Genomic DNA, 22896 nt, shown 5'->3' on the forward strand with positions numbered 1-22896 from the left:
GTGAAGGAGGACGGTCAGCAGCCACGCGGGTCGCGGCGGGTGTTCATCAACCACCGGCTCACGAGCACTACCGATGCGGACCGCCACCACGAGCCTGGCGTTGCTGTGCGGGAGGTGCTCACAGCAGTGGTCGTCGTCGGATCCAGACGTTCACCCAGACGTGAACGAGTCCAGTCGCAGCAACGCAGACCATCACCCACCCGACGACGCCGTGCTCGGTCGCGACCCAGAAGATCCCGAGGGCGAGGACGACCGCGACCACGAGTACGCCGAACACGAGCATCAGCAGGCTGATCACGGGGCTGGCGTTCTGGGTGAGCTGCGCGTCGCGTACCCAGGCCGGGTTCCGCACACGCCATCCGAAGAGCGCGACTGTACCCACCAAGATCGCGACGCTCGCCACGAGGAGACCTGTTGCAGCCACGACGGGATGATAGCTCGAACCGGTCATTTCCCGGACGTGGCTGCCAGGGCACCAGCCGACCTCACCCGACCTGCAGCGGAGTGGCTTGAATGGACCCATGCTCGAGATCCACACTCGGTGGTCGCGCTCCAGCGCTCGGTTCTCCCTGCCGCTTGCTCCCGACACCGTGAAGGACCGGCTGGTTGCCGCTGCCGAGGACATCCGGGGCATGCGCGTTCGGTACGTGACAGCGCGACGCGTGGTGCTGATGTCGTCACCGAGCTGGACGACCTGGGGGGACTTGATCACCGTTGAGCTCGACGCTCAGGAGGACGGCGGCACGAGCGTCGAGGTGCGGACCGCCCCGTCGCTGCGACTCTCGTTCTCCGACTGGGGACAGGGCGCGAAGGACATCCACCTCATCCACGAAGCCCTCACCAGCCACCAGCTACCTCGTTGAGTGCCCGAGCTGCTCGACCGCTGCTCGGCCCCACCCGTTGGGGTCATCGCCCGAAGGGACGAGCGCCAGGGAGTACCAGAGCACGAGGACCGGCCACCAGCGAAGCTCCTCGTCCGTGAGGGGCTGGACTGCCTGGTAGCCGTCCAGGAACTGCTGTCGCACGGACGCAGGGACGGGGCCCCCGTCCCGGAAGAGCGTGCCGAGCAAGACCGCCGAGCGCGCGATCTCGCCGACTCGATGGTCGAGTCGAAGCTCCTCGAAGTCGAGCACGCCGACGACCTCGCTGCCTGCACGCAAGATGTTCGAAGCACGGTAGTCGCCGTGCACGATCTGCATGGGCGGGAGACCCTCCGGTGCTCGTTCGAGCATGCGCTCCACGACGTCGCGAGCGTGCGGGGCCGACGTCGACGGCTCGGAGGCGAGCCAGTCGGAGACCTGCTGACGGAGCGGTGACGGCGGAGCCAGGACCTCGTGGTCCGAGTCGTGCAGCGGGCACGAACGGAGCGCATCGTGCAGCCGAGCAAGCGTCGCGCCTGCGGCCGCGACCTGATCGGCGTCGCCGACATCGAGGTGGTCTCCCTCGATGACGCGTTGCAGGCCCATCGACGTGCCGCCGTTCCTCACCTGGACCGCACCCGCGAGGGTCGGCAGCGGTGCGGACACCGGCAACCCCTGCGCTCCGAGCCAGGCAGTCAGGTCGGCGGCGAATGCGAGCCGTTCGAACCGCTCGGGCGCGACCGACCACTTGACCAGGAGAAGTTCGTCGCCGCTGCGCACCCACGCGAGGGCGTTGCCACCGCTCATCACGATGCGCTCCGGGGGCTCGACTCGGACGCCCCAGTGATGCGCCACCGCCGCCGTGACCCAATCGCGCACAATCGGCCCCGCGAAGCCGAACCGGGTCCGCAGCACCTCGTTCGGGTCGTCCTGTTCCCACAACAGCTCGATCTTCATCGATCCCCACGATCGGCTCGACGACCTTGCGGGACTGCAAGGCGAAGCCGTCCTGTCCCGACCATGCGCATGTTCGCGAGGTGCACGAGCGCACGCTACCGCGCACCGCCGTGCGGAAGCAGGTGGATGTCCGCCATCGCCACAGGACGGACGGGAGGCTCGTGGCGGCGCCGCCACGAGCCTCCCGTCCGCAGTTGGTCACCGAGCCGCGCGCCGGACGCGGACCGCAGCCGCCTCGAACGGCGCCAGCGAGGTCCGCACGACGTCGGCAACGAGATCGACGGGAGCCCCGGTGTCGTCGCCGAGGTAGGTCGCGCGGACGGCGGTGTCGAGGTCGACTCCGAACGCGAGCTCGACGTCGACCGGCTGGTCCGCGGACGACTGGAGCCGCACGATCGACGTGTGCTCGTCGTCCCCGGCGACCACGGACACGAGCCGCACGCGGGGATCGCTGATCGTGAGGAGCTCCGCCGACGCCTGGTCCGCCGTGCCGGTACCGGATGCCGGCACCGCGGCGAGCGGTCGGACGAGGTCGGCAGTCGTCTGCACCGCCACGGACTCAGTCGGCTCGGCTGCGTGGGACCGGACGCCGATCGCGTACTCGAACGTGGCGGTGAACCCCTGCTCGATGGGGAAGTTCGTGTCCCACACGTTGTTGTGCAACCACGAGTAGACGGTCGCCGAGCGGTTCGGCGCGGTGCTCGCGGGGAACGGCGCGTACGGCAACGAGATCGTACCGGGGTGCACGAGCGGCGCGTCCTTGGTCACCCACACCACGGCGTCGTCGCCGTCCTGCACGCTGACCCAGTTCCGGACCGCACGCATGTGCTGCGGGGCGCCGGGGACGTGCGGCAGCCCGTCGCCGGTCACGCCTCCGGAGACCTCGTAGCGGACGACGGGGTCGGTCGCGGCGAACGGGAACGCGAAGAAGGCGCTCTCCTTCGTGCGGGTGACGGGCTTCTCGAGACGGTTCTCGATGCGGAGTCGCGGCTCACCGTGCCGCAGGCGCAGCGTGACCGTCACCGCGTCGACACCGGCTGCTGCGAACCGGTAGACGAGCCGTTCCTCCACGGCGTCCGTGACCCGCTCCACCAGCACGGCGGGCCCGCCGGTCGTGCGGCTGGCGAGGAGTTCGAGGCGATCCGAGCTCCACAGCTTGTTCGAGAGGTGGTTGACCCCCGCCCCGGACGAGCCGTACTCGTCGTAGACGTAGCCGTTGAACCCGGCCGGGGCGTCCTGCTCGACGATCTCCCGCCCGGTCGCCACCTCGACGACGGAGCGGATGGTGGAGGTGCCCGGATCGACGCGCACCCGGAGGTACTCGTTGTCGAGCGAGAACAGCTCCGCGGCGGGCGTCGTCAGTGCATCGTGGACGCGGGGAGGCTCCGCGGCGTCGTCCGCGGGCAGCACGTCGATCCGCACGAACCCGAACGCCGGGACGTCGGTCAGCTGCACCCTCGCCCAGCGGCCCGACTCGCGGTGGAGCGAGTTCGACTGCGGCTCGACGACCAGACGGAGCGGAGCGCCGGTGCGGCCGTCACGGACGCGCACGCCGGCGTCGAGCGGCACGGTCGACTCCTTCACCAGGAAGCGGACCGCTCCGGTGCGGATGACTCCGGACGCGTTCGCCACCACGATCGACACGAGGGCGTCGTCCGGCGCCGCCACGGTGTCCGCGAGGAAGACGAGCGCGTGCTCTTCGAGGTCGCGGCTGCGCTGGTGGCCGGTGAGCGCCTGCGCGACCTTCCACTGCCACTGCCGCTCCCCCGAGTCGTAGCCCTCGTCGCCGTGGGTCCACGAGTTGCTCGCGCCCCAGGTGTGCTCGTTGAACATCGAGATCGCGTCGTACGCGGAGTCCGCATCCGCACGCTCCGTCGGGATCGCCTGGCCCCCGAGCCATGCAGCCGCCTGCGAGAAGGAGCGTGCGTCGCTGACGGTCGCCTGCGCCTCGCGGGTGAGCGCCAGCGGCACGGCGGCCGACCCGACGCCCTCGACCCACCAGTCGCCCCAGTCCCCCTCGACGGTGACGAGCTCGTCGCCGTGCCGTGCCTCCGCCTCGGCGAAGAAGTCCTCGTTCGTCGAGACGCGCAGGGTCGGCGACGTCCACGTGTCGTTCCAGCGCCGGACGACCTCGGAGAGGTGCAGTCGCGCCGGGCCGTTGTCGCCCATGAAGCCCTGGGTGCGCAGGTGCAGCACACCCCAGGGGTATCCCGGTCGTCCCTCTGCCGTTTCGCCGTGTGCGCCGAAGACCCCGGGTGGGAAGGGGTAGCCGCGGGTCGCGAGTGCGGTGAGGTACGCCGGCAGGTACGTCTCGGCCACCTCGTACGACTCGGTCAGGCCCACCATCGGCCCCTCCATGTAGGCGAGGCCGTGCGGGCTGTCCGTCATCCAGACCACGACGGAGTTGCCGGCGGGCGTCCGCCAGCGGAACAGTCGCGGCAGCTCGAGGGCGCCGTTCTGGTGGGGCATCGAACGTCCCGCCCAGTTGTGTGCCACGGCGAGGTACCGGACCCCGACCTCCTGCAGGGCGTCGGGCAGCCCGGCGACCTGCCCGGGCACGTCGGTCTGCATCGCGGTCGTGAAGTCGATGCCGTACTGCTCGCGGATGCGGCGGGCTTCACGCAGCAGCTCGTGGAGTTCTTCCGTCGAGCAGGTGTCGGTGTGCAGGTTGTACGGCATGGCGCTGAGGCCGATCGAGCCCTGCTGCACGAGCCGCACGAACTCGGCGACCTTCGCCGCGGGGCGGTGTCGCTCCCAGTCGGCGAACGCCCACAGTGCCTCGACGTTCCACCGGAAGCGCGCGGCGTCCGGCCATTCGCTCGTCGCCGCGGCGAGCTCGACCGCCGAGTCGAGGTACGACCGCTGCGCGGAGATCACGGTGGTCTGCGGGTCTGTGTACCCGAAGTCGAAGTGGGAGTGGTGCACGACGTGCACGGACCAGTCCCGCTGCGGCTGCAGCAGGAAGGAGATCGTCTCGTCGCCGAGGTCCGGCAGCGCCAGGGACACCTCGGTCGGTTCGTCGACGGCGCGGACGAGGAGCCGGACGGACGTGTCGTCGGGGGCCGGCGCATCGCCGACGACCAGGTCGCCGCCGGGTCCGGTGAGCGTCGCGGTGGCCGGGTCGGGTCGCTGCCCGTCGACGAGCAGTCGCACGGCCTGCACGACGACGCCGTCCCGCTCGGTCTTGAGCGGTTCGGGGAGGACCCGGACGCGGGTGCCACCGATGGTCGCGGCCACGACGGTGGCCCGGTCGAGCAGGCCGGCACGGGCCTCCAGGTGGGACCAGGGTTGTGCGGAGACGAGGGCGGGTTCGGTCATCGAGACGGACTTCCTTCGGGGTCGGGACGAGGTGCGGGGAGACGGGGATGTCGGTCAGGCGGTCGGGTTGAGCCCACGCGCGAAGAACCGCTGGAACGCGAAGAACACGATGATCGTCGGCAGGGACGCGACGAGCGCCCCGGCGAGCGCCACCGGCGGCCCGTACGTCGAGTAGTTGCCGGTCAGGTCGGCAAGGGTCGCCATCACCGGCCGGATGTTCGGGCTCGTCGACAGCGTCAGGCCGAACAGCAGGTCGTTCCAGATCCAGGTGAACTGGAAGACGAACGCGGCGAGGAGGGCGCTCGTCGACAGCGGCAGGTGGACCTGGAAGAACATCCGGACCCATCCCGCCCCGTCGAGCGACGCTGCTTCGCGGACCTCGTTCGGCAGCCCGGTCATGTGGCCGCGCACCACGAAGAACGCGAAGGGGATCGTCAGCGCGACGTAGACGAGGAGCATCCCGTACTGGGTGTCGAACAGCGACGCGGCGGCGTACCCGGTGAACAGCGGCGACAGGAACGCCTGCAGCGGGAGGATCGTGCCGATGTAGATCACCCAGAACCAGAACGTCGGGCGCTTCACCGGCATGATCGTCACCGCGAACGATGCCAGGGCCGCGATGAACACCGCGGCACCGGCTCCGACGACGGAGTACAGCAGGCTGTTCAGCATCCCCTGCCCGACGTTCGCGTTCTGGAAGGCGGTGGCGATGTTGTCGAACAGCGACCACGAGGTCGGCCACCACGACGGCGTGCCCGAGTAGTCGGCGCTCTTCGTGAACGCGTTCACCACGAGCAGGTAGGACGGGATCAGCCAGATCAGCGACACGACGGTCAGCACGACGGCCAGGATGCGGCGAGAGTTCTTCGTCATCGAACGGCTCCAGCTAGTCGGTGGGTCGGAGTTGCCGGCGGAGGTACGCCCACGAGGCCACGACGACCACGAGCGTCAGGAACACGGCGACGGCAGCACCCGATCCGTACCGGGAGAGGGTGAACGTCTCGCGGTACATCGTCAGCGCCAGCGTCTCGGACGCCGTGCCGGGGCCGCCATTCGTGAGCAGCAGCACCTGGTCGAAGACCTTCAGGCTGCCGACGATCGAGATCCCGACCACGACCACCGTCATCGGGCGGAGCTGCGGGAACGTCACGGACCAGAACAGCCGCCACCCGGAGGCGCCGTCGATCTGCGCGGCTTCGAGCGTGTTCGGCGGGATCGACTGGAGGCCGACGAGGAACAGGATCACGCAGGCGCCGGTGGCCTGCCAGGTCGTCGCGATGATCATCATCACCGTGTTCAGCGGCCACTGGAGCAGCCACTGCGAGACGAGCCCGTCGAGGCCGACCATCCGCAGGAGCGTGTCCAGGCCGCCGTCCGTGGAGAGCATGAACGTCCAGACCACGGCGGTCGCCGAGCCGGAGATCGCGTAGGGCAGGACGATCGCGAACCGGGCGAGCCCGCCGAGCTTGAGCTTCCACGTGCCGACCGCGATCGCGAGGCCGATCCCCACCGGCAGCAGCAGCGTGCCGACCACCCAGAGGAACGTGTTCAGCACGGACTGCCCGAACGCGGGGTCGGCGAACATCGCGCGGTAGTTCTCGATCCCGACCCAGCTCCGGGTGAACCCGTTGTCGTTGAAGAAGCTGCGGTAGATCGTGAACAGGAACGGGACGACGAGCAGCGCGACGACCAGCAGCACGGACGGGGCGAGGAAGGCGCCGCCGGTGAGGCGGGCCCTGAGCGGTGCCTGTCTCGTCGACGCGGGCCGACGTCGGTCGGTGGGCCGTGCCTCCTGGTCGAGCACCGTGTCGGGGACGGGAGGTTGTGTGAGTGTCATGCGGCGTTCCAGGTCTTCCACTCGGTCACTGCTCGGTTCTGCATGGAGCGCAGGGTGGCGGTGCCGTTCGACTTCGAGGGGTTCACCATGAAGGACCCGAGGTCCTGCACGTTGCCCTCGATGAGCGGCGTGGGCGAGGCTTCCCAGTAGCGGGTGAGCTCGACGGGGCGGGTGTCGGCGATGTCCTTCGCCAGGACCTTCACGAGGTTCGACTTCGGCAGCGCGTGCGGGTTCGGACTCGTGTCGCCGAGGAACCCGACCCAGGCCGTCTGCACGTCGGTCGCGAGCCAGTTCTGTGCGACCTCGACCGCGGCACGGTGGCGGTGCGCCTTGACCGGGACCGACAGCGACCCGCTCTCGACGACGATCGCCGGCGCCGCGGACCCCTGCGGCGGGACCCGGAAGAACCCGATGTCCGCGTCGCTCAGCCCGGCGGCGAGGAGGGTGTTCGCGAACCACGTGCCGTAGAGCATCATGCCGAACTGCCCCTTCTTGACCAGACCCGGCAGGTCGTTCGACGTGACGTCCGGCGCGGAGAAGAACCCGTCGGCGTACATCGACGACCAGAGGTCCATCGCCCGCTGCGCCGGGGCCTCCGTGTAGCTGGCCTTGTCCGTCGTGACGGCCTTGTAGTAGTCCGGGTCGATCGAGGCGAGCAGCTGCATGAACCAGATCTCGGCTTCCCAGGTGGTGGCGCCGGGCGAGAGGAACGGGGTGATGCCGGCGTCCTTGAGCCGCTGCGCAGCGTCGAGCATCTCGTCGAAGGTCGTCGGCACGTCGATGCCGTGCTCGGCGAACGCCTTCTTGCTGTAGAACACGGCGTAGTAGCTCTTGTAGAGCGGGACGCCGTAGGCCTTGCCGCGGTAGCTGAACGACTCGCGCTGCGCCGGGTCCACCCAGCCGCGGTCGACGGCGGCGTCCCACACGGGGTTGAGGTCGGTCAGGATGTCGGCACGGGCGATGTCCTGCAGGCGGTACCCGTTCGTCCACTTGATGAGGTCGGTCGTGCTGTCGGTCTGGGCCGTCATCCGGATGACCTGCGTGTAGTTGTTCACGCTGGCGATCGACCGTGACGTGATGCGGTAGCCGATGCGCTTCGCCAGGACGGCGGACGCGGCGGCGTAGCCGGGGCCCCAGGTGGGGTTGTCGCTGTTCAGGGTCACTGTGCCGGGCGCGGACGGCTGGGTGTCGGAGCCCCTGGCACAGGCGGCCAGGGTCATGGCGAGCAGGCCGCCACCGCCCAGCGCGAGCGCGGTGCGTCGGGTCACGGCTGGCCCTCGGGAGAACGGGTTCGGCATCGGGCGTTCCATTCGACGGTGAATTGATAACGTTACCAACGGGAGCATACACGGCGCCGGACCAGCCGCAAGAGGGATGTCCGGTATACAGGGACACATGCACGCAGCCGCTGGGTCCGGACCGGCACGGAAGCCGGCGATGACCGTGAAGGACATCGCCCGGGTCGCCGAGGTCAGCCCGATGACGGTCTCCCGGGTGCTCTCCGGGGGCAAGAACGTGCGCCCCGAACTCCGGGAACACGTCGAACGCGTCATCGCGGAAGTCGGCTACCACCGCAACGAGAACGCCCGGAGCCTCCGCCCCGGGCAGCGCTCCGGTCTCGTCGGCGTGATGATCACGAACATCGGCAACCCCTACTACGCCGGCGTCGTGCAGGGCATCGAGCGGGTCGTCGCCGCCACCGGACGGCGCATCCTCGTCGGCACCACGAACGAGGATGCGGGCCTCGAGCGGCAGCTCCTCTCCGACTTCCTCGGCCGGCAGGTCGAAGGGCTCATCGTGGTGCCGGTCGGACAGGACGTCGAGCGCTTCGCCACCGACCGCCTCAACGACGTGCCGCTCGTCCTCGCCTCGCGCACCGTCGAGGACGTCGCGGCCGACGCGGTCCTGATCGACGACGTGCACGGCGCCCGTGACGCCACCGCGCTCATGCTCGACGACGGGCACCGTCGGATCGCGTTCCTCGGCAACAAGGTCACCGTGTCCACCGGCCAGCGCCGCCTCGCTGGGTTCCGGAGCGCCTTCGCCGCACACGGGGCCACGCCGGACGAGGACCTCGTGGTCCTGGAACTGCAGGACACCGACACCGCCGAGCGCGCGATGCACCGCCTCCTCGCCCTGCCCGAGCCGCCGACCGCCGTGTTCGCCGCGAACAACCGGATCAGCGTCGGCGCGATCCGCGCGATCGCGAAGGCCGTCGACGACGGGACCGTCACCTCGCCGCCGAGCCTGTTCGCGTTCGACTCGTTCGACTTCGCGGACATGGCACCGATCCCGCTGTCCGTCATCGACCACGACCCGGCGGAGCTCGGCCGCGTCGCGGCGCGGATGCTGCTGTCACGGCTCGACGGTTCCGCCGACGGCGAGCCGCCGCGGTTGGTCGAGCTGCCGGTGCGCATCGTCCACCACTGAGCGCGCGTTCGTCCGGAGCCCGGCCTCGTTCCGTTCGATCTGGAGGCCCGGCTTGCGTCCCAGGACGGCTTCCGGGGTAGTGTTGGTAACGTTATCAGTGCGAAAGGGGCACCATGTCCACCTTCCTGCCCACCGGAGTGACCGTCGGTCAGTACGACAAGGCACCCGCCATCGACCTCCCGCCGGGACACGACGTCTGGACCGGCAAGGACACCTGGGAGCAACTCGCCGCGCGCCTCTCCGGCCGGCACGTCATGGCCGTGGACACGTACCCGGGGAGCGATCTGGACGGCCTCCGCCGAGAGCTCGCAGCAGTCGCCCCGGACGCGGTCCTCATCGACGTCGAAGCCGCAGCAGCCCTGCCGAACGCCGTCATCGAGGAGCGCATCGCCGCGAACCTCACCGACGACCGCGTCTTCGGCGTCCTCGGACACCAGGTGCTCACCGACTTCTACGACGAGGCCCGCCTCGCCGACCTCGCCGAGCGGATCAGCGCCGCCGACGGCCCCGTCGTCGTCTTCGGCTGGGGCGCCACGCTCGTGCCGACGGCGTTCGACACGGTGGTGCTCGCCGACCTGGCACGGTGGGAGATCCAGCGCCGTCAGCGAGCCGGCGCGCCGAACTGGCGGGCCGACAACGCCGACGAGGACCAGCTACGCAAGGTCAAGCGCGGCTACTTCGTCGAGTGGCGCGCCGCCGACCGGCACAAGCGCACCCTGTTCGACCGGATCGACCTGGTCCTCGACGCCAACGGCTCGATGGCGGACGCGAAGCTCATCACGGGCGACACGTTCCTCGCCGGCCTCGAGCTCGCCAGCCACCGTCCGTTCCGCGTGGTCCCCTTCTTCGATCCCGGCGTGTGGGGCGGGCAGTGGATGAAGGAGGTCCTCGAAGTCGGGGACGCCGACAACTACGCCTGGTGCTTCGACTGCGTCCCCGAGGAGAACAGTCTCCTGTTCCGCATCGGCGACACGGTCGTCGAGCTGCCCGCGCTCGACCTCGTCTTCCGGCAGCCGCGCGAGCTGCTCGGGGCGAAGACGTACGCGCGGTTCGGCGCCGAGTTCCCGATCCGCTTCGACTTCCTCGACACGATGGCCGGCGGCAACCTCTCCCTGCAGGTACACCCGCTGACCGACTACATGCAGAGCGTCTTCGGCATGCCCTACACGCAGGACGAGAGCTACTACATGCTCGATGCGACAGAGGACGCCGTCGTGTACCTGGGGGTCCGGGACGACGCCGACCCCGCGGCGATGCAGGCCGCGCTGCGGACCGCGTCCTCCGGAGAGGAACCCTTCCCGGCCGACCGCTTCGTCAACACCTTCCCCGCGAAGAAGCACGACCACTTCCTCATCCCCGCGGGCACCGTGCACTGCTCGGGGGCGGACTCGATGGTCCTCGAGATCTCAGCGACGCCGTACATCTTCACCTTCAAGATGTGGGACTGGGGCCGGGTCGGTCTCGACGGAGTCCCGCGTCCGGTGCACCTCGACCACGCCTTCGCGAACATCCAGTGGGACCGCCGCACCGACTTCACCCGGGACGAACTCGTCAACCAGGTGACCGAGGTCGCACGCGGCGACGGCTGGGTCGAGGAACGCACCGGGCTCCACGAGCTCGAGTTCATCGAGGTCCGGCGGCACTGGTTCGATGACGTCGTCCCGCACGACACCGATGGCACCGTGAACGTCCTCAACCTCGTCGAGGGGGCGGAGGCCGTCGTCGAGAGTCCCGACGGTGCGTTCGAGCCGTTCGTCGTGCACTACGCCGAGACGTTCATCGTGCCCGCGAGCGTCGGCCGCTACACGATCCGTCCCTGCGGACGCGGGGTGGGGCAGCGCCTCGGCACGGTGAAGGCGTCGGTCCGCGGGACCGGGCTCAGCGACTGAGCGGGCGGGTGCCGCTCGCCCACGCCATCGCGGCACCGACGAGCGGCGCCCGGGAGCCGAGCGCGGCCCGGACCACTCCGGTCGGCGGGTGCGTCGGCGCGTGCGTCGACTCGTTCGTCGGCGCGTGCGTCGACACGTTCGTCGGCGGGTGCGTCGACACGTTCGTCGGCGGGTGCGTCGACTCGTTCGTCGGCGGGTGCGTCGACTCGTTCGTCGGCGGGTGCGTCGCGCCGTGCGTGTCCAGCGTCAGCCCCGCTCGGAGCGGTGCCTCGATGACGTCCCACGACCGCGCGATCGAACCGCCGACGACGACTCGATCCGCCGCGAACCGCTCCGCCCACGGCCGCAGCGCCACACCCAGCGCGCGCATCGCCGACGAGACGACCTCGCGCGCTCCCCGGTCGCCGGCCCGCGCAGCGGCGCAGATCTCCTCGACGGTCCGCTCCCGACCGGATCGCGCGCGATCGGCGCGACGGATCGCCGGCGAGGAGATCGTCTCCTCCAGTGGGCGACCGTCGATCGTGAGCCGGTGCACCTCCCCCGCCTCCGGCACGGTCGGCCCGCTCCGGACCTCTTCCCCGCCGACGAGGAACGCCGAACCGACCCCGGTCCCGAGCGTGACGCAGATCATCCGGTGCGCACCCACCCCGGCGCCCGACGCCCACTCGCCGATGCCGTACGCGACGGCGTCGTTGACGAACCGCACCGCTCCCGGAGCGACGCCCAACCGATCGGCGAGGGCGGCCCGGAGGTCGATCCCGGCGAGCGACTGGAACTTGTCGACCCCGGCGAACGTGCCGGTTCCCGCCGCGGCGTCGAACGGCCCGGGCATCGCGATCGACCAGCCCGCGAGCGTCTCGTGCTCGGCCAGTACCCGCCCGGGAGCGGCGAGCTGCTCGAGGAGCGCATCGCGCTCCGCGTGCGGATCGACCGGCGCCCCTCGCTCGACCAGGACGTCGCCCACCGACGCCGGGTCGATGAGCGCTGCCGTGACGTGGCCCCCGCCCACGTCCATGACGCCGACAGGGGCCCTGCTGCTCCGCCGTTCGCTCAACTGACGTCCCCCAAGTGGTCGGACGACCACCCGAGCACGGCGAAGACCTGGATCATCGCCGCCTGGTCGAGCGTCGCCGCCGGTCGATCCCAGTCGGGGTCACCGCCGCCGCTCGGCTGGAAGTGGAAGAGGCCGGTCGCGGGGTCGCGGTTGTCGCGCCACGTCGCCGTCGCCCACTGCTCGGCAGCGGCGCGGTAGGACGGGTCGTGCTGCACGGAGTCGAGCAGCAGCAGGTCCTTCCAGTAGAACGCGTCGAAGACCGCCGGCTGCTGCTGGAGCCGACCGGCCGCGCTCCAGTAGCGAAGCGAAGCGTGCGCAGCCGAGGTCGCCTGCCGGAGGTACTTCGGGTCGTCGGTCGCCCGGTAGAGGATCGTCGCCGTGCCGATCATCGCGCCGGAGTTGTAGGTCCAGAGCGTGGAGTCGACGCTGCCGTCGTCACCGATGCTGTTCCGGTAGAGCCCGGCCGACTGACGCAGACACCTGTTGTTCCAGTCGAACAGACGGGTACTCCAGCGCAGGTACGACGCGTCCTCGGTCTCCTCGTACAGGTGCGCCGCCAGCTGGGCGGTGAGCCCGGTCACGTTCGCGGCTCGGGTCGTGTTGTCCGGGCGGTCGATCCAGTCCGAGCCACCCGCGCAGGTGAGCGAGGAGTCGGTGTTCCAGCTCCGGACCGCCACGTCGAACGCCGCGCGCGCGTGGTCGAGGGACGCGGGGTCGTCGGTCGCCTGGTACTGGCTGATGAACGAGAGACCCACCACGGCATTGTCGTCGTAGTACACGTCCCCGCCGGTGCCGAGCGGTGCCGGCAGGTACGACTCGTACCCGGGGCGACCGCCCGGTGCGACCGCGTAGTAGTGCTGGAACCCATCGACACGAGCCGCGGCCGAGTTGGCGTAGGCCGGGCCGACGCCGCCGATCCCCTGCAGGTCGAGCGCGGCCTGGGTGGCCTCGCGGTACTCCCAGAGGAACGAGTACGGGTTGCCGGTGGTCGTGTCGGTGTTCTCGCGGTACAGCCCGTGGCCCGCGGCTCCTGTGGAGAGGTTGTCCTGCATGGCGTCGTAGGTGGCGCTCGCGCGCTGCTGCCAGACAGCGTCCGGCGTGGACGGGCCGGCGGTCGCGGCAGCGGCTGCGTGCGGTGCCGCAACGGCGAGTGCGCCGACGACGATCGCGGCGGTGGTGAGACGAACAGCGCGGGTGGCCGGCGCGGGAATCGAGCTGAGCATCGTTGCTCCCCTGGTTGTTGGTATCGTTACCATACGATGCTGCCGTGCGGGCCGCAAGGACGAGCCGGACCGCCACTCCTCCTGCGGGGAACCGCATGGTTCGTTCTAACGCGGTACGAGTCGGCCATCATCGGGAGCAGCGTGGACACCGCGTCGACGCGATCCGAGGAGCACACATGCGAGTCCTGGCCTTCCTGGTGACGATCATCGTGACGACCGCGCTCACCCTCGGCGCGGGATTGCTCACCGCGCTGTACCTGCGGGAAGCCCCCGACGCACTGCTCATCGCCGCCGCCTCCGCGTCACCGTTCCTCGTGTTCGGGCCGCTGGTCATCGGCTCCTGGGCCGCGTACTTCGACGATCGGACGCCGTCCGGCCGCAGCCGCTACCTGCAGCGCGTCTCCCTCGTCGTGCTCGCCGTCGACGTCGTCGCAGCGGTCGTCGTCGTGGTTGCGAGCCTGTCCGCCCGGGCGCCGGTGTGGGTGCCGGCGGTGCTCGTCGGCGGGGCCGCGGTCCTGTTCGTCGTCGCGCGTCCGATCGGGAGCCGGCTCCGCCGTCTGGAACCACCGATGGTCGCGCTCCACGACCAGGTCCTCCCCGGTCCGGACGTCATCCGGCGCAAGGTCGTCGTCATCGGCATCACGTTCGTCATCGCCGCGATCGTCTCGGCGGTCGGTGTCGCTGTGCTCGACATCCTCGTGCACAACCCTCCCCACGACGCGCTGATCGCGGCTCTGCTGGCGGGGCAGCTCACGTTCCTCGCCACGGCGTTCGCGTCGATCGTCGTCGCCCTCCCCTTCAGCCGGTTGCTCCGCGATGCCGGCGGGCGCGACGTGGACCGGCTGCGTCGGTACGCGAAGGTGGTGCTCCGCGGCAAGGACATCCCCATCGACGAGGCCGAGCAGCCGAGCGCGGTGCGGTACGCGCAGGTCGTGCAGCTCGTGTTGCAGTTCAACACGGCGTACATCACGCTCTTCTACGTCTCGATCGCGTTCCAGCTCGCCAGCGGGATCCTGCGCGGCGACCTGGTCACGTTCTCCACCGTCTTCCTGGTGCTCATGGTGGGGTTCCTCGCGTGGGCGCTCCCGTGGATGATCATGCGCATCCGCCGAGCGCGCCGGTACGTCGAGGCACACCCGACAGCGGACCCAGCGTGGGAGCCGAAGCCCATCGCCTCCTGATCGTTGTCCATCGCCGGAGCGCTTCGAGGCCGCCGGCGGCGTCGTCCGCCGGTGAGCGCGTCTCCTGCTGCCACGGCTACAGAAGACCCGTGAGCACACCACCGTCGGCCCGGACGGCCGCACCGTTCGTCGCGGACGCCATCGGGCTCGCGAGGTACGTCACGAGGGCTGCGATCTCGGCCGGCGCGATGAAGCGTTCGAGGAGCAGAGTCCGGTTCTCGCTGATGATCGCTCGCTGCACCGTCTCGACGGGGAGCGACCGGGTCGCCGCGATCGCGTCGACCGTGGACGCGACACCGTCGGAGTACGTGGGCCCGCCGAGCACGGTGTTGACCGTGACGGCCGTGCCACGGGTCCGTTTGGCAAGGCCGTTGCCGAGGGCGATCATGGCCGCTTTCGTCATGCCGTAGTGGATCATGTCGACCGGCACGTTGACGCCGGAGTCGCTGCCGATGAACACGATGCGACCCCAGCCGCGTTCGAGCATCCCGTTGAGCAGGTGTCGCGACAGCCGCACACCGCTCATCACGTTGACCGCGAAGTACCGTTCCCAGTCCTCGTCGGCGATCGACTCGAAGTCGGCGAGTCCGAACAGTCCGACGTTGTTCACCAGGACGTCCACGTGGTCGAGTGCTTCGAGCAGTCGCGCGACCTCGTCGGGATCGGCGAAGTCGGCCGCGATCCCGGAGGGGTCGGTGCCCGGGTGCTCTCGCCGCAGGCGCTCGACGGCGTCGTCGACGCGGGCGCGATCCCGGCCGTTCACGATCACCCGCGCGCCTTCGGCGGCGAGAGCTGATGCGATCGCGTAGCCGATGCCCTGCGTCGATCCACTGATGAACGCCGTCTTGTCCTGGAGCTGCAGGTCCACGGTTCCTCCTCGGTCGTCCCGCGCCGGACGACGCGATGACTTGCCTGAGCAAGTACCGTAGGGCGAATGAGTTGCCTGGGCAAGTCATTCGCCCTACGCTGTGGGAATGGCGCAGCCGGAGCTCAGTGACGAGCAACTCGAGACATGGGCGGCCGTGGCGACGCTGCTCGAACGACTCCCAACCGCCCTCGACGCGCAGCTGCAGCGGGACAGCGGGCTCACCCACTTCGAACACGGGGTGCTCACCGCCCTCGACACCGCTCCTGATCGGACGCTGCGGATGAGCACCCTCGCCGGGTACGCGAGTTCGACACTCTCCCGGCTGTCCCGAGCTGTCACCAGACTCGAACGGAAGGGATGGGTTCGCCGTGTCGTCGACCCGACGGACGGCCGGTTCACGCTCGCGGTGCTGACCGAGGACGGACACGAGAAGGTCGCGGAATCGACGCCGGCGCACCAGGCACTCGTCCGACGGTTGGTCTTCGACACGATCAGTCGGGCACAGGCGCGCCAGCTCGGCGTCATCGCGCGGGGTGTCGCCGGCGCGGTGGACCCTGCGCCAGCGTGGCGACCCCCCGGAGGCGGGCGACATTGAGAACGCATCGCGCGATGTGCTCGAAGAAGGTCGATGAGTGCTTGGGATCGTTCGCCCCGCGATCAGGCGCGGAAAGCCGGGCGTTCATCGGGGCCGGAGCTCGTCGCGGTCTCACAACCGCACACAGCTGAGAAGGACCTCTTCCCAGCATCGCTGAGACGAGCCAGGGCCTCACCGCGCGGCCTGGAACGCACGGGCGCTTGTGGTCGGGTCAGGGCCGGTCTAGCGTCGAACGCTGTAACGATCATTGTTCACGTTCGAGGAGCTGCCGATGTCGTATGCCCCGCCGCCAGGGTGGTACCCGGACCCGTCCGGCCCCCGCGGGACCCGCTGGTGGGATGGAGCGCAGTGGACGCAGCATCTCGGACCGCCGACGTCGCAGATGCCTCGCCCGCCGATTCCCGACACCACGCGAACCGACACGGTCTTCGTGTGGCTCATGGCGTTGCTCCCCCTGGTCACGGCGCCGCTGCTGCTCGTCTACCAGCCGCACTTCCGGTACGAGTTCATCGGCCCATCACACATCCGGACCATCGACCCGACGTCGATCTACACCGCCGGGTACGCCATCGTGCAGGGCGTGAGCGTGCTCCTCTACGCCGCGAACGTCCTGCTGGCGCTCTTCGACCACCGGGTGCTGAAACGCCGCGGCGTCGTTCGCCCGTTCTCGTGGCCGTGGGCGTTCCTGTCGCCGATCGTCTACGTCATCGGCCGGTACGTCGTGGTGCGCAGAGTCGCCCCGGGACGGGCAATGTGGCCGTTGTGGGTCTACCTCGCGGTGTTCGTCATCGGCGTGGTCCTCGGCATCACCCGATCGGTAGCACTGTTCCACCAGATGCTCCCGTAGCAGCGGCAGCGCACGACGGAGAGAACGCGCACACGTCAGAACCGTGTCCGATGCTCGGTCGCTCAGCGACTCCTGGTCGATCGCTACAAGCTGATGAACCCCGTCGCCCATGCGACGATCACACCCACGCTGGCGAACACTGCCACCAGCCCGCCCGATGATCGCGGCGACCTGCTGGTCCCTGTTCATCGTCTTCTGCGACAGCTGCGGGCGATGGGATGTGGAGCTGTCCGGTCCTTCCGATGAAGCCTGACCTGCGCGACTCGCATCAAGCCTCAGCTCGTGATGCCGGTGATGATCGCCCCGAGCTTCCACCGGTGACGGTCGTCCGGGTCGGACTCGTCGAGTTGCGCTCGCAACGCGCGGATCTCCGGGAACTCGGTCTCCGGAAGCGCGTCGTACACCCGCCCGAGGCGGTTTCGAGCGGCCTGCATCGACGCGTCAGACACATCGGCACGCTCCGCTTCCGCTCGAACTCGGCGTGCCCAGCTGGCTCGCTCGACCGCGGTCGACGCCGTGTACTGGTCGAGGAGGTCCGCGGCTGCCAGGAGTGACCCTTCGGCCAAACCTCCCCTCCGGAGGAGGGCGAGGACACGTTCGGTGATGGCGAGGGCGTTCGGGCCGACCTGCGCCTCGACCAGGGCGACGAGAGCGATGTCGTCGTGGGTCGCGAGCACGTGGATCTGATCCGTGACGAGGCCCTCCAGTTCGGCTCGCCAGTCCGCGGGTTCCCCGTGTCCGACCGGCACGTCGGCCAGCGCGAGGTCGTAGGCGGCCTCGAGCAGGTCCTTGCGGTCGGCGACGTAGACGTAGAGCGACGCTGCTGCCGTGTCGAGGCGCGTCGCGACCTTCCGCATCGACACGGCGTCGATCCCGGACTCGTCGATGAGCAGCAGCGCGGTGTGGACGATTGCCTCGCGGCTCAGCGGTGGTTTGGCAGGGCGCGTCCGGGCCGAGTCGGACCGATGAGTGTCGGGCGTCATGCGACCAGCGTACGCGACGAACGACGTTCGAGGCGTACAGTGTTCGTCACGAACAGCGTTCGCCCCGAACGACGTTCGCTTAGGAGTCAACTTGGAACACCACCACAATCACAGGTGGGTCGCTCTGGCAGCTGTCCTCTGCGCAACCGCGATGGATCTCTTGGACTCGACCGTGATGGTCGTCGCTGCTCCCTCGGTGCAGGAAGCAATGCACGGAGGAGACGCCGTCCTGCAGTGGCTGACCGCGGCGTACACGCTCCCGTTCGGCATCCTGTTGATCCTGGGCGGGCGACTCGGTGACCGCCTCGGCCGCCGCAGGGTCTTCCTCGTCGGCGCGGCCGGCTTCGTGGTCGCATCACTCGCCTGCGCGTTCGCACCGTCCATCGGCATCCTGCTCGCTGCGAGGGGGCTCCAGGGCGCGTTCGGCGCACTACTGATCCCGCAGGGGTACGGCATCGTCGGAGCCCTGTTCCGCGACCAGCGCGAACAGGGCCGGGCGTTCTCCCTCTTCGGCCCGATCAACGCGATCGCCGGGGTGGGTGGGCCCATCCTCGCCGGAGCGCTCATCGGTTGGGACATCGGCGGGAGCGGATGGCGTGCCATCTTCCTGATCAACGTCCCGATCGGACTCTTCGTCCTCATCGCCGCGGTCCGGTGTCTCCCGCGCGACGACGGTCGACCCGGTACACGCATCGACGTTGCTGGGGCGGCGCTCGTCGCCGTGTCAGCGGCGCTCCTCGTCTTCCCGCTGATCCAGGGACGCGAGTCCGGCTGGCCCTGGTGGTCGTTCGTGCTCCTCGCACTCGCGGTCCCCGCCGGATGGGCGCTGGTCCGCCAGATCCGGGGCAGCAGCGCTCCGATCCTCGAGCCGAGCCTGTTCGGGAAGCCGACCTTCGTTGCGGGGCTCGCCGTCGCAGCCGCCCTGTTCGCCGGCACCGGCGGACTCAACCTGCTGCTGTCGCTCTTCCTGCAGCTGAGCGGGGGCCAGGACGCCATCGCCACCGGGCTCGCACTCGCGCCCCTCGCGATCGGCATCGCTGTCGGTGCGCCGATCGCCGCGCGCCTCCGAGCATCCGTCGGACGACACGGCCTGCACATCGGCTTCCTCGTCGAGGTCATCGGCCTCGTCCTCATCGCCACGGCCGTGCTGATGGACCAGAACGTCGGCGTGTTCGAGGTCGGGATCTTCGTCACGGGTCTCGGCCAGGGCCTGCTCTTCGGCCCGGTCATCCAGACGATCCTCGGCACCGCGGACGGTCACGAGATCGGAAGCGCCGCCGGCGCCATGACCTCCCTGCAGCAGATCGCCGCGGTGCTCGGCATCTCGATCCTCGGCACCGTGTTCCTCGCCAGCACCAGCACAGCCTCCATGATCACCGGCCTCGCCGTGGTCATCGCACTCATGGCGTGTGCCGCGCTGCTCGTCCTCCGCATCCCCACGCACGCCCACACCCGCTGAAAGGCACGCACCTCATGACCACCACCCCTCGAACACGGATCATCGTCCTCGGCGCGGGCGGCCGCACTGGCCGGCTCGTTCTCGAATCAGCCCTCCACAGAGGCCACCAGGCAGTCGCCCTCGTCCGCTCGCCGGAACGTGCAAACCTCGCCGCCCGTGACGGCCTCGAGGTCATCGCTGCCGACGCTCGCGATGCCCGCGTCCTGCGGAGCACTCTCCGACCGGGCGATGTCATCGTCTCAGCAGTCGGCCCGTCCGGTCGCAAGTCGAACGGTCTGTACTCCGCCGTCGCCCGAGCCGTCGTCGACGCGACCGCCGGCGGCAGCCACCGTTTTGTCGGCATCACCTCCAGCGGGGTCCGCGACGACGACCCGAACCACCCCTGGTGGTACCGATCGTTCATGGTCCCGTTCATGGAGAACACCTACGGCGACATGCGACAGATGGAATCGACGCTCCGGGCGAGCGACCTCCCCTGGACCTTCGTCCGGCCGGGGCGGCTCCTCGACGAGGCCCCGTCCGGGAACTACCGGATCGAGGACGGCAAGAACCCGAAGGGCGGCATCAGCATCTCCAGGAAAGACGTCGCAGACTTCGTCATCTCCTGCGCGGACAACGAACACTGGACCCGTCGGAATCCGACCATCACCACGTGACAGATTCCACGGGTCCCGACCCCGACGACCTCCGACCCGTAGGTACCGATCGCGCCCTTCCGGCGGGCGGATCCCGCCACGTCCTGCGTCCGTTCGCCGGTGGACGATCGGACTGGCACACCTCAAGCCGCCGACGTCCCGTTCGAGGATCGGTGACCGGACACGCCTCGGGCACTTGGGCCAGGCGTGGTGCGACTTGTCTTGCTCGCAGCGTTGCGGTCTGCCAGCGTTGGCGCATGGGCGACGACGTAACCACGCTGCGTCGAGTGCCCGGGTTCCGCCCATACTGGTCTGCCGCGACCGTGTCGTCGTTCGGATCAGCGGTGAGCGCGGTGGCCGTGCCGGTTCTCGTGGTGACGGTGCTGCACGCTAGCCCGTTCGAGGTGGGGCTGGTGAACGCTGCCCAGTTCCTGCCGTACGCACTGTTCGGTCTGATCGTCGGCGCGTACGTCGATCGCTTCCGCCGGAAGCCGCTGCTGATCTGGGCGAGTGTCGGTCGGGGAGTGTGCCTCGGTGCGATCCCGGTGCTCTGGGCGGCGGGGCTCCTGAATCTCTGGGTCACGGCGGCAGCACTGTTCGTGTTCGGCATCTTGTCGGTCGTGGGCTTCGCCGCCACGCAGTCACTTCTGCCTCGAATCGTGCCCCGCTCGCTCCTCCTGACGGCGAATGCGCGGGTGGATCAGAGTGACGCGGCAGCGCAGACGGTGGGCCCGGCTCTCGGAGGTGTCCTGGTCAGCATCGTGACCGCCCCGGTGGCTGTAGCGCTCGATGCGGTGAGCTATTTTGTCGACGCTGTCCTCATCGCCCGGGTCCAGGTTGTCGAGCAGAAGGCAGCACGCGTGGCGGGTGCGCGGCTGCGGAGCGATATCGCTGATGGTCTGCGGTGGACGTACGGTCATGCGACGCTCGCACCGCTGGCGCTGTCGACACATCTCTGGTTCCTCGCCAATGCCGCAGGATTGACGGTGTTCGCGACCCTAGCGCTCCGCACCCTCGCGCTCCCAGCGGCCGTGTACGGGGCCATCCTCGCCGTCAGCGGCGTCGCGATGCTCCTCGGCGCCACTGCGGCACCGCGCCTCGGCACCCGCTTCGGCGCCGGCCGGACGATCATTGCCGCTCGAGCCGCGTACCCGATCGCATGGGCGGCCATCGCGCTCACGACCGTTGGCCTCGGCGTCGCAGCACCGCCGGTGACTGGCGTGGTCTTGTTCGTCGCGTTCGCCGTGCACGGCGCTGCCGCGGGCTGCGAGAACGCCAACGAAATGAGCCTCCGCCAGACTGTCACACCCGACGCGCTTCTCGGTCGGATGAACGGCACGATGCGCAGCGCAAACAGAACCCTTGCGGCTGCGGGAGCAGTGAGTGGCGGCGCTCTGATGACCATCGCCGGGGATAGCATCGCGCTGCTCGCGGTGACTCTCGTGTTCACTGCCTCCGTGGTCGTGGCGATTTGCTCACCACTCAGGACGAACGCCGTCCGGTAGCCGATCGTTGACCGGGCGCGCTCGGGGATTGGTGGGATCCTTCGGGTATGCAGGCGAACATCCGGCTGGCGACCGTCCGTGGCGAGCAGCAGGGCCGCGATGCGGACCTGGACCATGTGCAACAGTTCGAGGTTGAGACGGACGCTGGCCACAGGTACGTCGTCGTGTGTCAGGGCCCTCCTGTTGGTTCACCGTCGGACTGGGACGTGTCCAGCGCAGAGGATGGCCGCCTGGTGGGTCATGTGCGTCTGCTCGGAGCGGGAATGCCGGGCGCTACGACCTACCGATTCAAGAAGGCTGGAGCGCTCTTCGCCGGCGGGAAGCAGATGGACCTCTGGAACGCGGTGCAATCGCTCCTGGAGTGACTTACGACCGGTAGCCGATCCTGTGCCGAAACGCAGAGCGCTCATCTCGGGCAGTCATCCGGTACCGTCCGGGACGTGGGTGCCCTCTTCCTTGCGGTCGGAGCGGTGATCTGTATTGCCTGGGGCTGTGCCCTCGTGCTTTTCCCGGACCCGATCGCCCGCTTTGCGCGGAAGGTCGAAGGAGAGTTCTGGGAAGGCCAGATCACTCCGGAGCTGACGCGGTTCATCGGATGCGGATTCTTCCTCGGAGGCCTCATCGCAGCAGCAACGCTGGTCGTCGGACTCATCAGGCGCTGACGAGTCAGATGCCCGCCCGATGATCGGCTACAGCGCACCTCGCGAGTTGAAGGCAGCGAGGACCCTGGCGTCGGTGTCGCGAATTTCGACGATGACTACGCAATTCGAGGTCTCGCGGTCGCCCTCGCCCGCCGCCGCCGGGCCGAGAGTGAGATGCGGGCGGTATCCCTGACGCCAGTAGGCGGGCTCCTCCGGAACGAAGCCCGGGAGAGACTCGAACTGATCGGCAAGGCGGTTGTGCACGCTGACGGCCTGGTTCGAATCCACGAGACGGACTCGTACGTCGCGATTCGGACCAAAGAGAGCCTGCTCGCCGACGTGGACCCTCATGGGCGCATCGACGGGCGCGGCTTCGTAAACCGCCCGGGCTATCCCGCTGGTCGACGCGGAAGTGACGAAGTTCGACGCGAGGGTGACGTGGGCCGGCCATGCTCGGCGATTGATGACAGCACCGACATCCAGCGGATCAAACAGCGCAACAACGGCGTAGCTTTTCACGCGCTGACTCTAGGACAGGCGGCGAAGCCCGACAGCGGATCGGCCAGTGGGACGGTCACGTGCCGCCGACGAGGATAGGTCAGTAGCCGCGGCGG

Annotated in this window: 22 protein-coding genes; 11 read left to right on the forward strand and 11 right to left on the reverse strand. The window is 69.3% G+C overall.

Annotated features, from left to right (window positions below; genetic code table 11):
* Positions 1-118 precede the first annotated feature (118 nt).
* Positions 119-424, reverse strand: coding sequence for a hypothetical protein (locus EDF27_RS15170; RefSeq protein ID WP_123653700.1), 306 nt, complete (start codon positions 422-424; stop codon positions 119-121).
* A 97-nt stretch (positions 425-521) separates the two neighbouring features.
* On the opposite strand from EDF27_RS15170, the gene EDF27_RS15175 reads away from it, so the two are divergent.
* A complete protein-coding gene (locus EDF27_RS15175) occupies positions 522-863 on the forward strand; it encodes a hypothetical protein (protein WP_132049707.1) in 342 nt (113 codons plus the stop codon).
* Here the strand turns inward: EDF27_RS15175 and EDF27_RS15180 are convergent.
* From EDF27_RS15180 to EDF27_RS15200, 5 genes are all read right to left on the reverse strand, one after another.
* On the reverse strand, positions 852-1817 hold the full coding sequence (locus EDF27_RS15180; RefSeq protein ID WP_132049709.1) for a phosphotransferase: 966 nt from the start codon (positions 1815-1817) through the stop codon (positions 852-854). The two genes, EDF27_RS15175 and EDF27_RS15180, sit on opposite strands and share 12 nt — an antisense overlap.
* Positions 1818-2015: 198 nt before the next feature.
* Positions 2016-5135 (reverse strand): glycoside hydrolase family 38 C-terminal domain-containing protein, encoded by a 3120-nt coding sequence (locus tag EDF27_RS15185; protein WP_132049711.1) that lies wholly within the window; start codon positions 5133-5135, stop codon positions 2016-2018.
* Between the two features lie 54 nt (positions 5136-5189).
* Positions 5190-6008 (reverse strand): carbohydrate ABC transporter permease, encoded by an 819-nt coding sequence (locus tag EDF27_RS15190; protein ID WP_132049713.1) that lies wholly within the window; start codon positions 6006-6008, stop codon positions 5190-5192.
* 13 nt (positions 6009-6021) lie between these two features.
* Positions 6022-6972, reverse strand: coding sequence for a sugar ABC transporter permease (locus EDF27_RS15195; RefSeq protein WP_132049715.1), 951 nt, complete (start codon positions 6970-6972; stop codon positions 6022-6024).
* The gene (locus tag EDF27_RS15200; RefSeq protein ID WP_148070927.1) at positions 6969-8240 is read right to left on the reverse strand and encodes an ABC transporter substrate-binding protein; all 1272 of its coding nucleotides are present in this window, start codon (positions 8238-8240) and stop codon (positions 6969-6971) included. The genes EDF27_RS15195 and EDF27_RS15200 overlap by 4 nt, the downstream gene beginning before the upstream one ends.
* A 127-nt stretch (positions 8241-8367) precedes the next feature.
* On the opposite strand from EDF27_RS15200, the gene EDF27_RS15205 reads away from it, so the two are divergent.
* Positions 8368-9402, forward strand: a complete 1035-nt coding sequence (locus tag EDF27_RS15205) for a LacI family DNA-binding transcriptional regulator (RefSeq protein ID WP_132049719.1) — start codon at positions 8368-8370, stop codon at positions 9400-9402.
* 113 nt (positions 9403-9515) lie between these two features.
* Entirely contained in the window at positions 9516-11291 is a 1776-nt protein-coding gene (locus tag EDF27_RS15210; protein WP_132049721.1) for a class I mannose-6-phosphate isomerase, read from the forward strand.
* Here the strand turns inward: EDF27_RS15210 and EDF27_RS15215 are convergent.
* A complete protein-coding gene (locus EDF27_RS15215; RefSeq protein ID WP_132049723.1) occupies positions 11281-12306 on the reverse strand; it encodes an ROK family protein in 1026 nt (341 codons plus the stop codon). The two genes, EDF27_RS15210 and EDF27_RS15215, sit on opposite strands and share 11 nt — an antisense overlap.
* Positions 12307-12341: 35 nt before the next feature.
* A complete protein-coding gene (locus tag EDF27_RS15220; RefSeq protein WP_165931520.1) occupies positions 12342-13568 on the reverse strand; it encodes a glycoside hydrolase family 76 protein in 1227 nt (408 codons plus the stop codon).
* A 176-nt stretch (positions 13569-13744) separates the two neighbouring features.
* Here EDF27_RS15220 and EDF27_RS15225 point away from each other — a divergent pair, with 176 nt between their 5' ends.
* Complete coding sequence (locus EDF27_RS15225; protein WP_132049727.1) at positions 13745-14749, forward strand: hypothetical protein; 1005 nt, start codon at positions 13745-13747, stop codon at positions 14747-14749.
* A 76-nt stretch (positions 14750-14825) separates the two neighbouring features.
* Here EDF27_RS15225 and EDF27_RS15230 read toward each other — a convergent pair whose 3' ends face one another.
* Positions 14826-15617, reverse strand: a complete 792-nt coding sequence (locus EDF27_RS15230; protein WP_123704682.1) for an SDR family NAD(P)-dependent oxidoreductase — start codon at positions 15615-15617, stop codon at positions 14826-14828.
* 106 nt (positions 15618-15723) lie between these two features.
* Here EDF27_RS15230 and EDF27_RS15235 point away from each other — a divergent pair, with 106 nt between their 5' ends.
* Together EDF27_RS15235 and EDF27_RS15240 are read left to right on the forward strand one after the other, a co-directional pair.
* Positions 15724-16212: a MarR family transcriptional regulator gene (locus EDF27_RS15235; RefSeq protein WP_132049729.1), complete on the forward strand. Its 489-nt coding sequence runs from the start codon at positions 15724-15726 to the stop codon at positions 16210-16212.
* Positions 16213-16651: 439 nt separating this feature from the next.
* Positions 16652-17059, forward strand: coding sequence for a DUF2510 domain-containing protein (locus tag EDF27_RS15240; RefSeq protein WP_243698378.1), 408 nt, complete (start codon positions 16652-16654; stop codon positions 17057-17059).
* A 275-nt stretch (positions 17060-17334) separates the two neighbouring features.
* Here EDF27_RS15240 and EDF27_RS15245 read toward each other — a convergent pair whose 3' ends face one another.
* On the reverse strand, positions 17335-18042 hold the full coding sequence (locus EDF27_RS15245) for a TetR/AcrR family transcriptional regulator C-terminal domain-containing protein (protein ID WP_132049733.1): 708 nt from the start codon (positions 18040-18042) through the stop codon (positions 17335-17337).
* On the opposite strand from EDF27_RS15245, the gene EDF27_RS15250 reads away from it, so the two are divergent.
* From EDF27_RS15250 to EDF27_RS15270, 5 genes are all read left to right on the forward strand, one after another.
* Positions 18041-19501, forward strand: coding sequence for an MFS transporter (locus EDF27_RS15250; protein WP_132049735.1), 1461 nt, complete (start codon positions 18041-18043; stop codon positions 19499-19501). The genes EDF27_RS15245 and EDF27_RS15250 overlap by 2 nt on opposite strands.
* Before the next feature lie 14 nt (positions 19502-19515).
* A complete protein-coding gene (locus EDF27_RS15255; RefSeq protein WP_132049737.1) occupies positions 19516-20157 on the forward strand; it encodes an NAD(P)-binding oxidoreductase in 642 nt (213 codons plus the stop codon).
* Positions 20158-20393: 236 nt separating this feature from the next.
* Positions 20394-21641, forward strand: coding sequence for an MFS transporter (locus EDF27_RS15260; RefSeq protein WP_123704692.1), 1248 nt, complete (start codon positions 20394-20396; stop codon positions 21639-21641).
* A gap of 47 nt (positions 21642-21688) precedes the next feature.
* Positions 21689-22006 (forward strand): hypothetical protein, encoded by a 318-nt coding sequence (locus EDF27_RS15265; RefSeq protein ID WP_123704693.1) that lies wholly within the window; start codon positions 21689-21691, stop codon positions 22004-22006.
* Positions 22007-22081: 75 nt separating this feature from the next.
* Entirely contained in the window at positions 22082-22303 is a 222-nt protein-coding gene (locus tag EDF27_RS15270; protein WP_132049739.1) for a hypothetical protein, read from the forward strand.
* Between the two features lie 27 nt (positions 22304-22330).
* Here the strand turns inward: EDF27_RS15270 and EDF27_RS15275 are convergent, their stop codons facing one another.
* Complete coding sequence (locus EDF27_RS15275; protein WP_132049741.1) at positions 22331-22801, reverse strand: 2'-5' RNA ligase family protein; 471 nt, start codon at positions 22799-22801, stop codon at positions 22331-22333.
* Positions 22802-22896: the final 95 nt, after the last annotated feature.

Origin of the sequence: Curtobacterium sp. PhB136 (genome assembly GCF_004346855.1) — a bacterium.
GTDB lineage: Bacteria > Actinomycetota > Actinomycetes > Actinomycetales > Microbacteriaceae > Curtobacterium.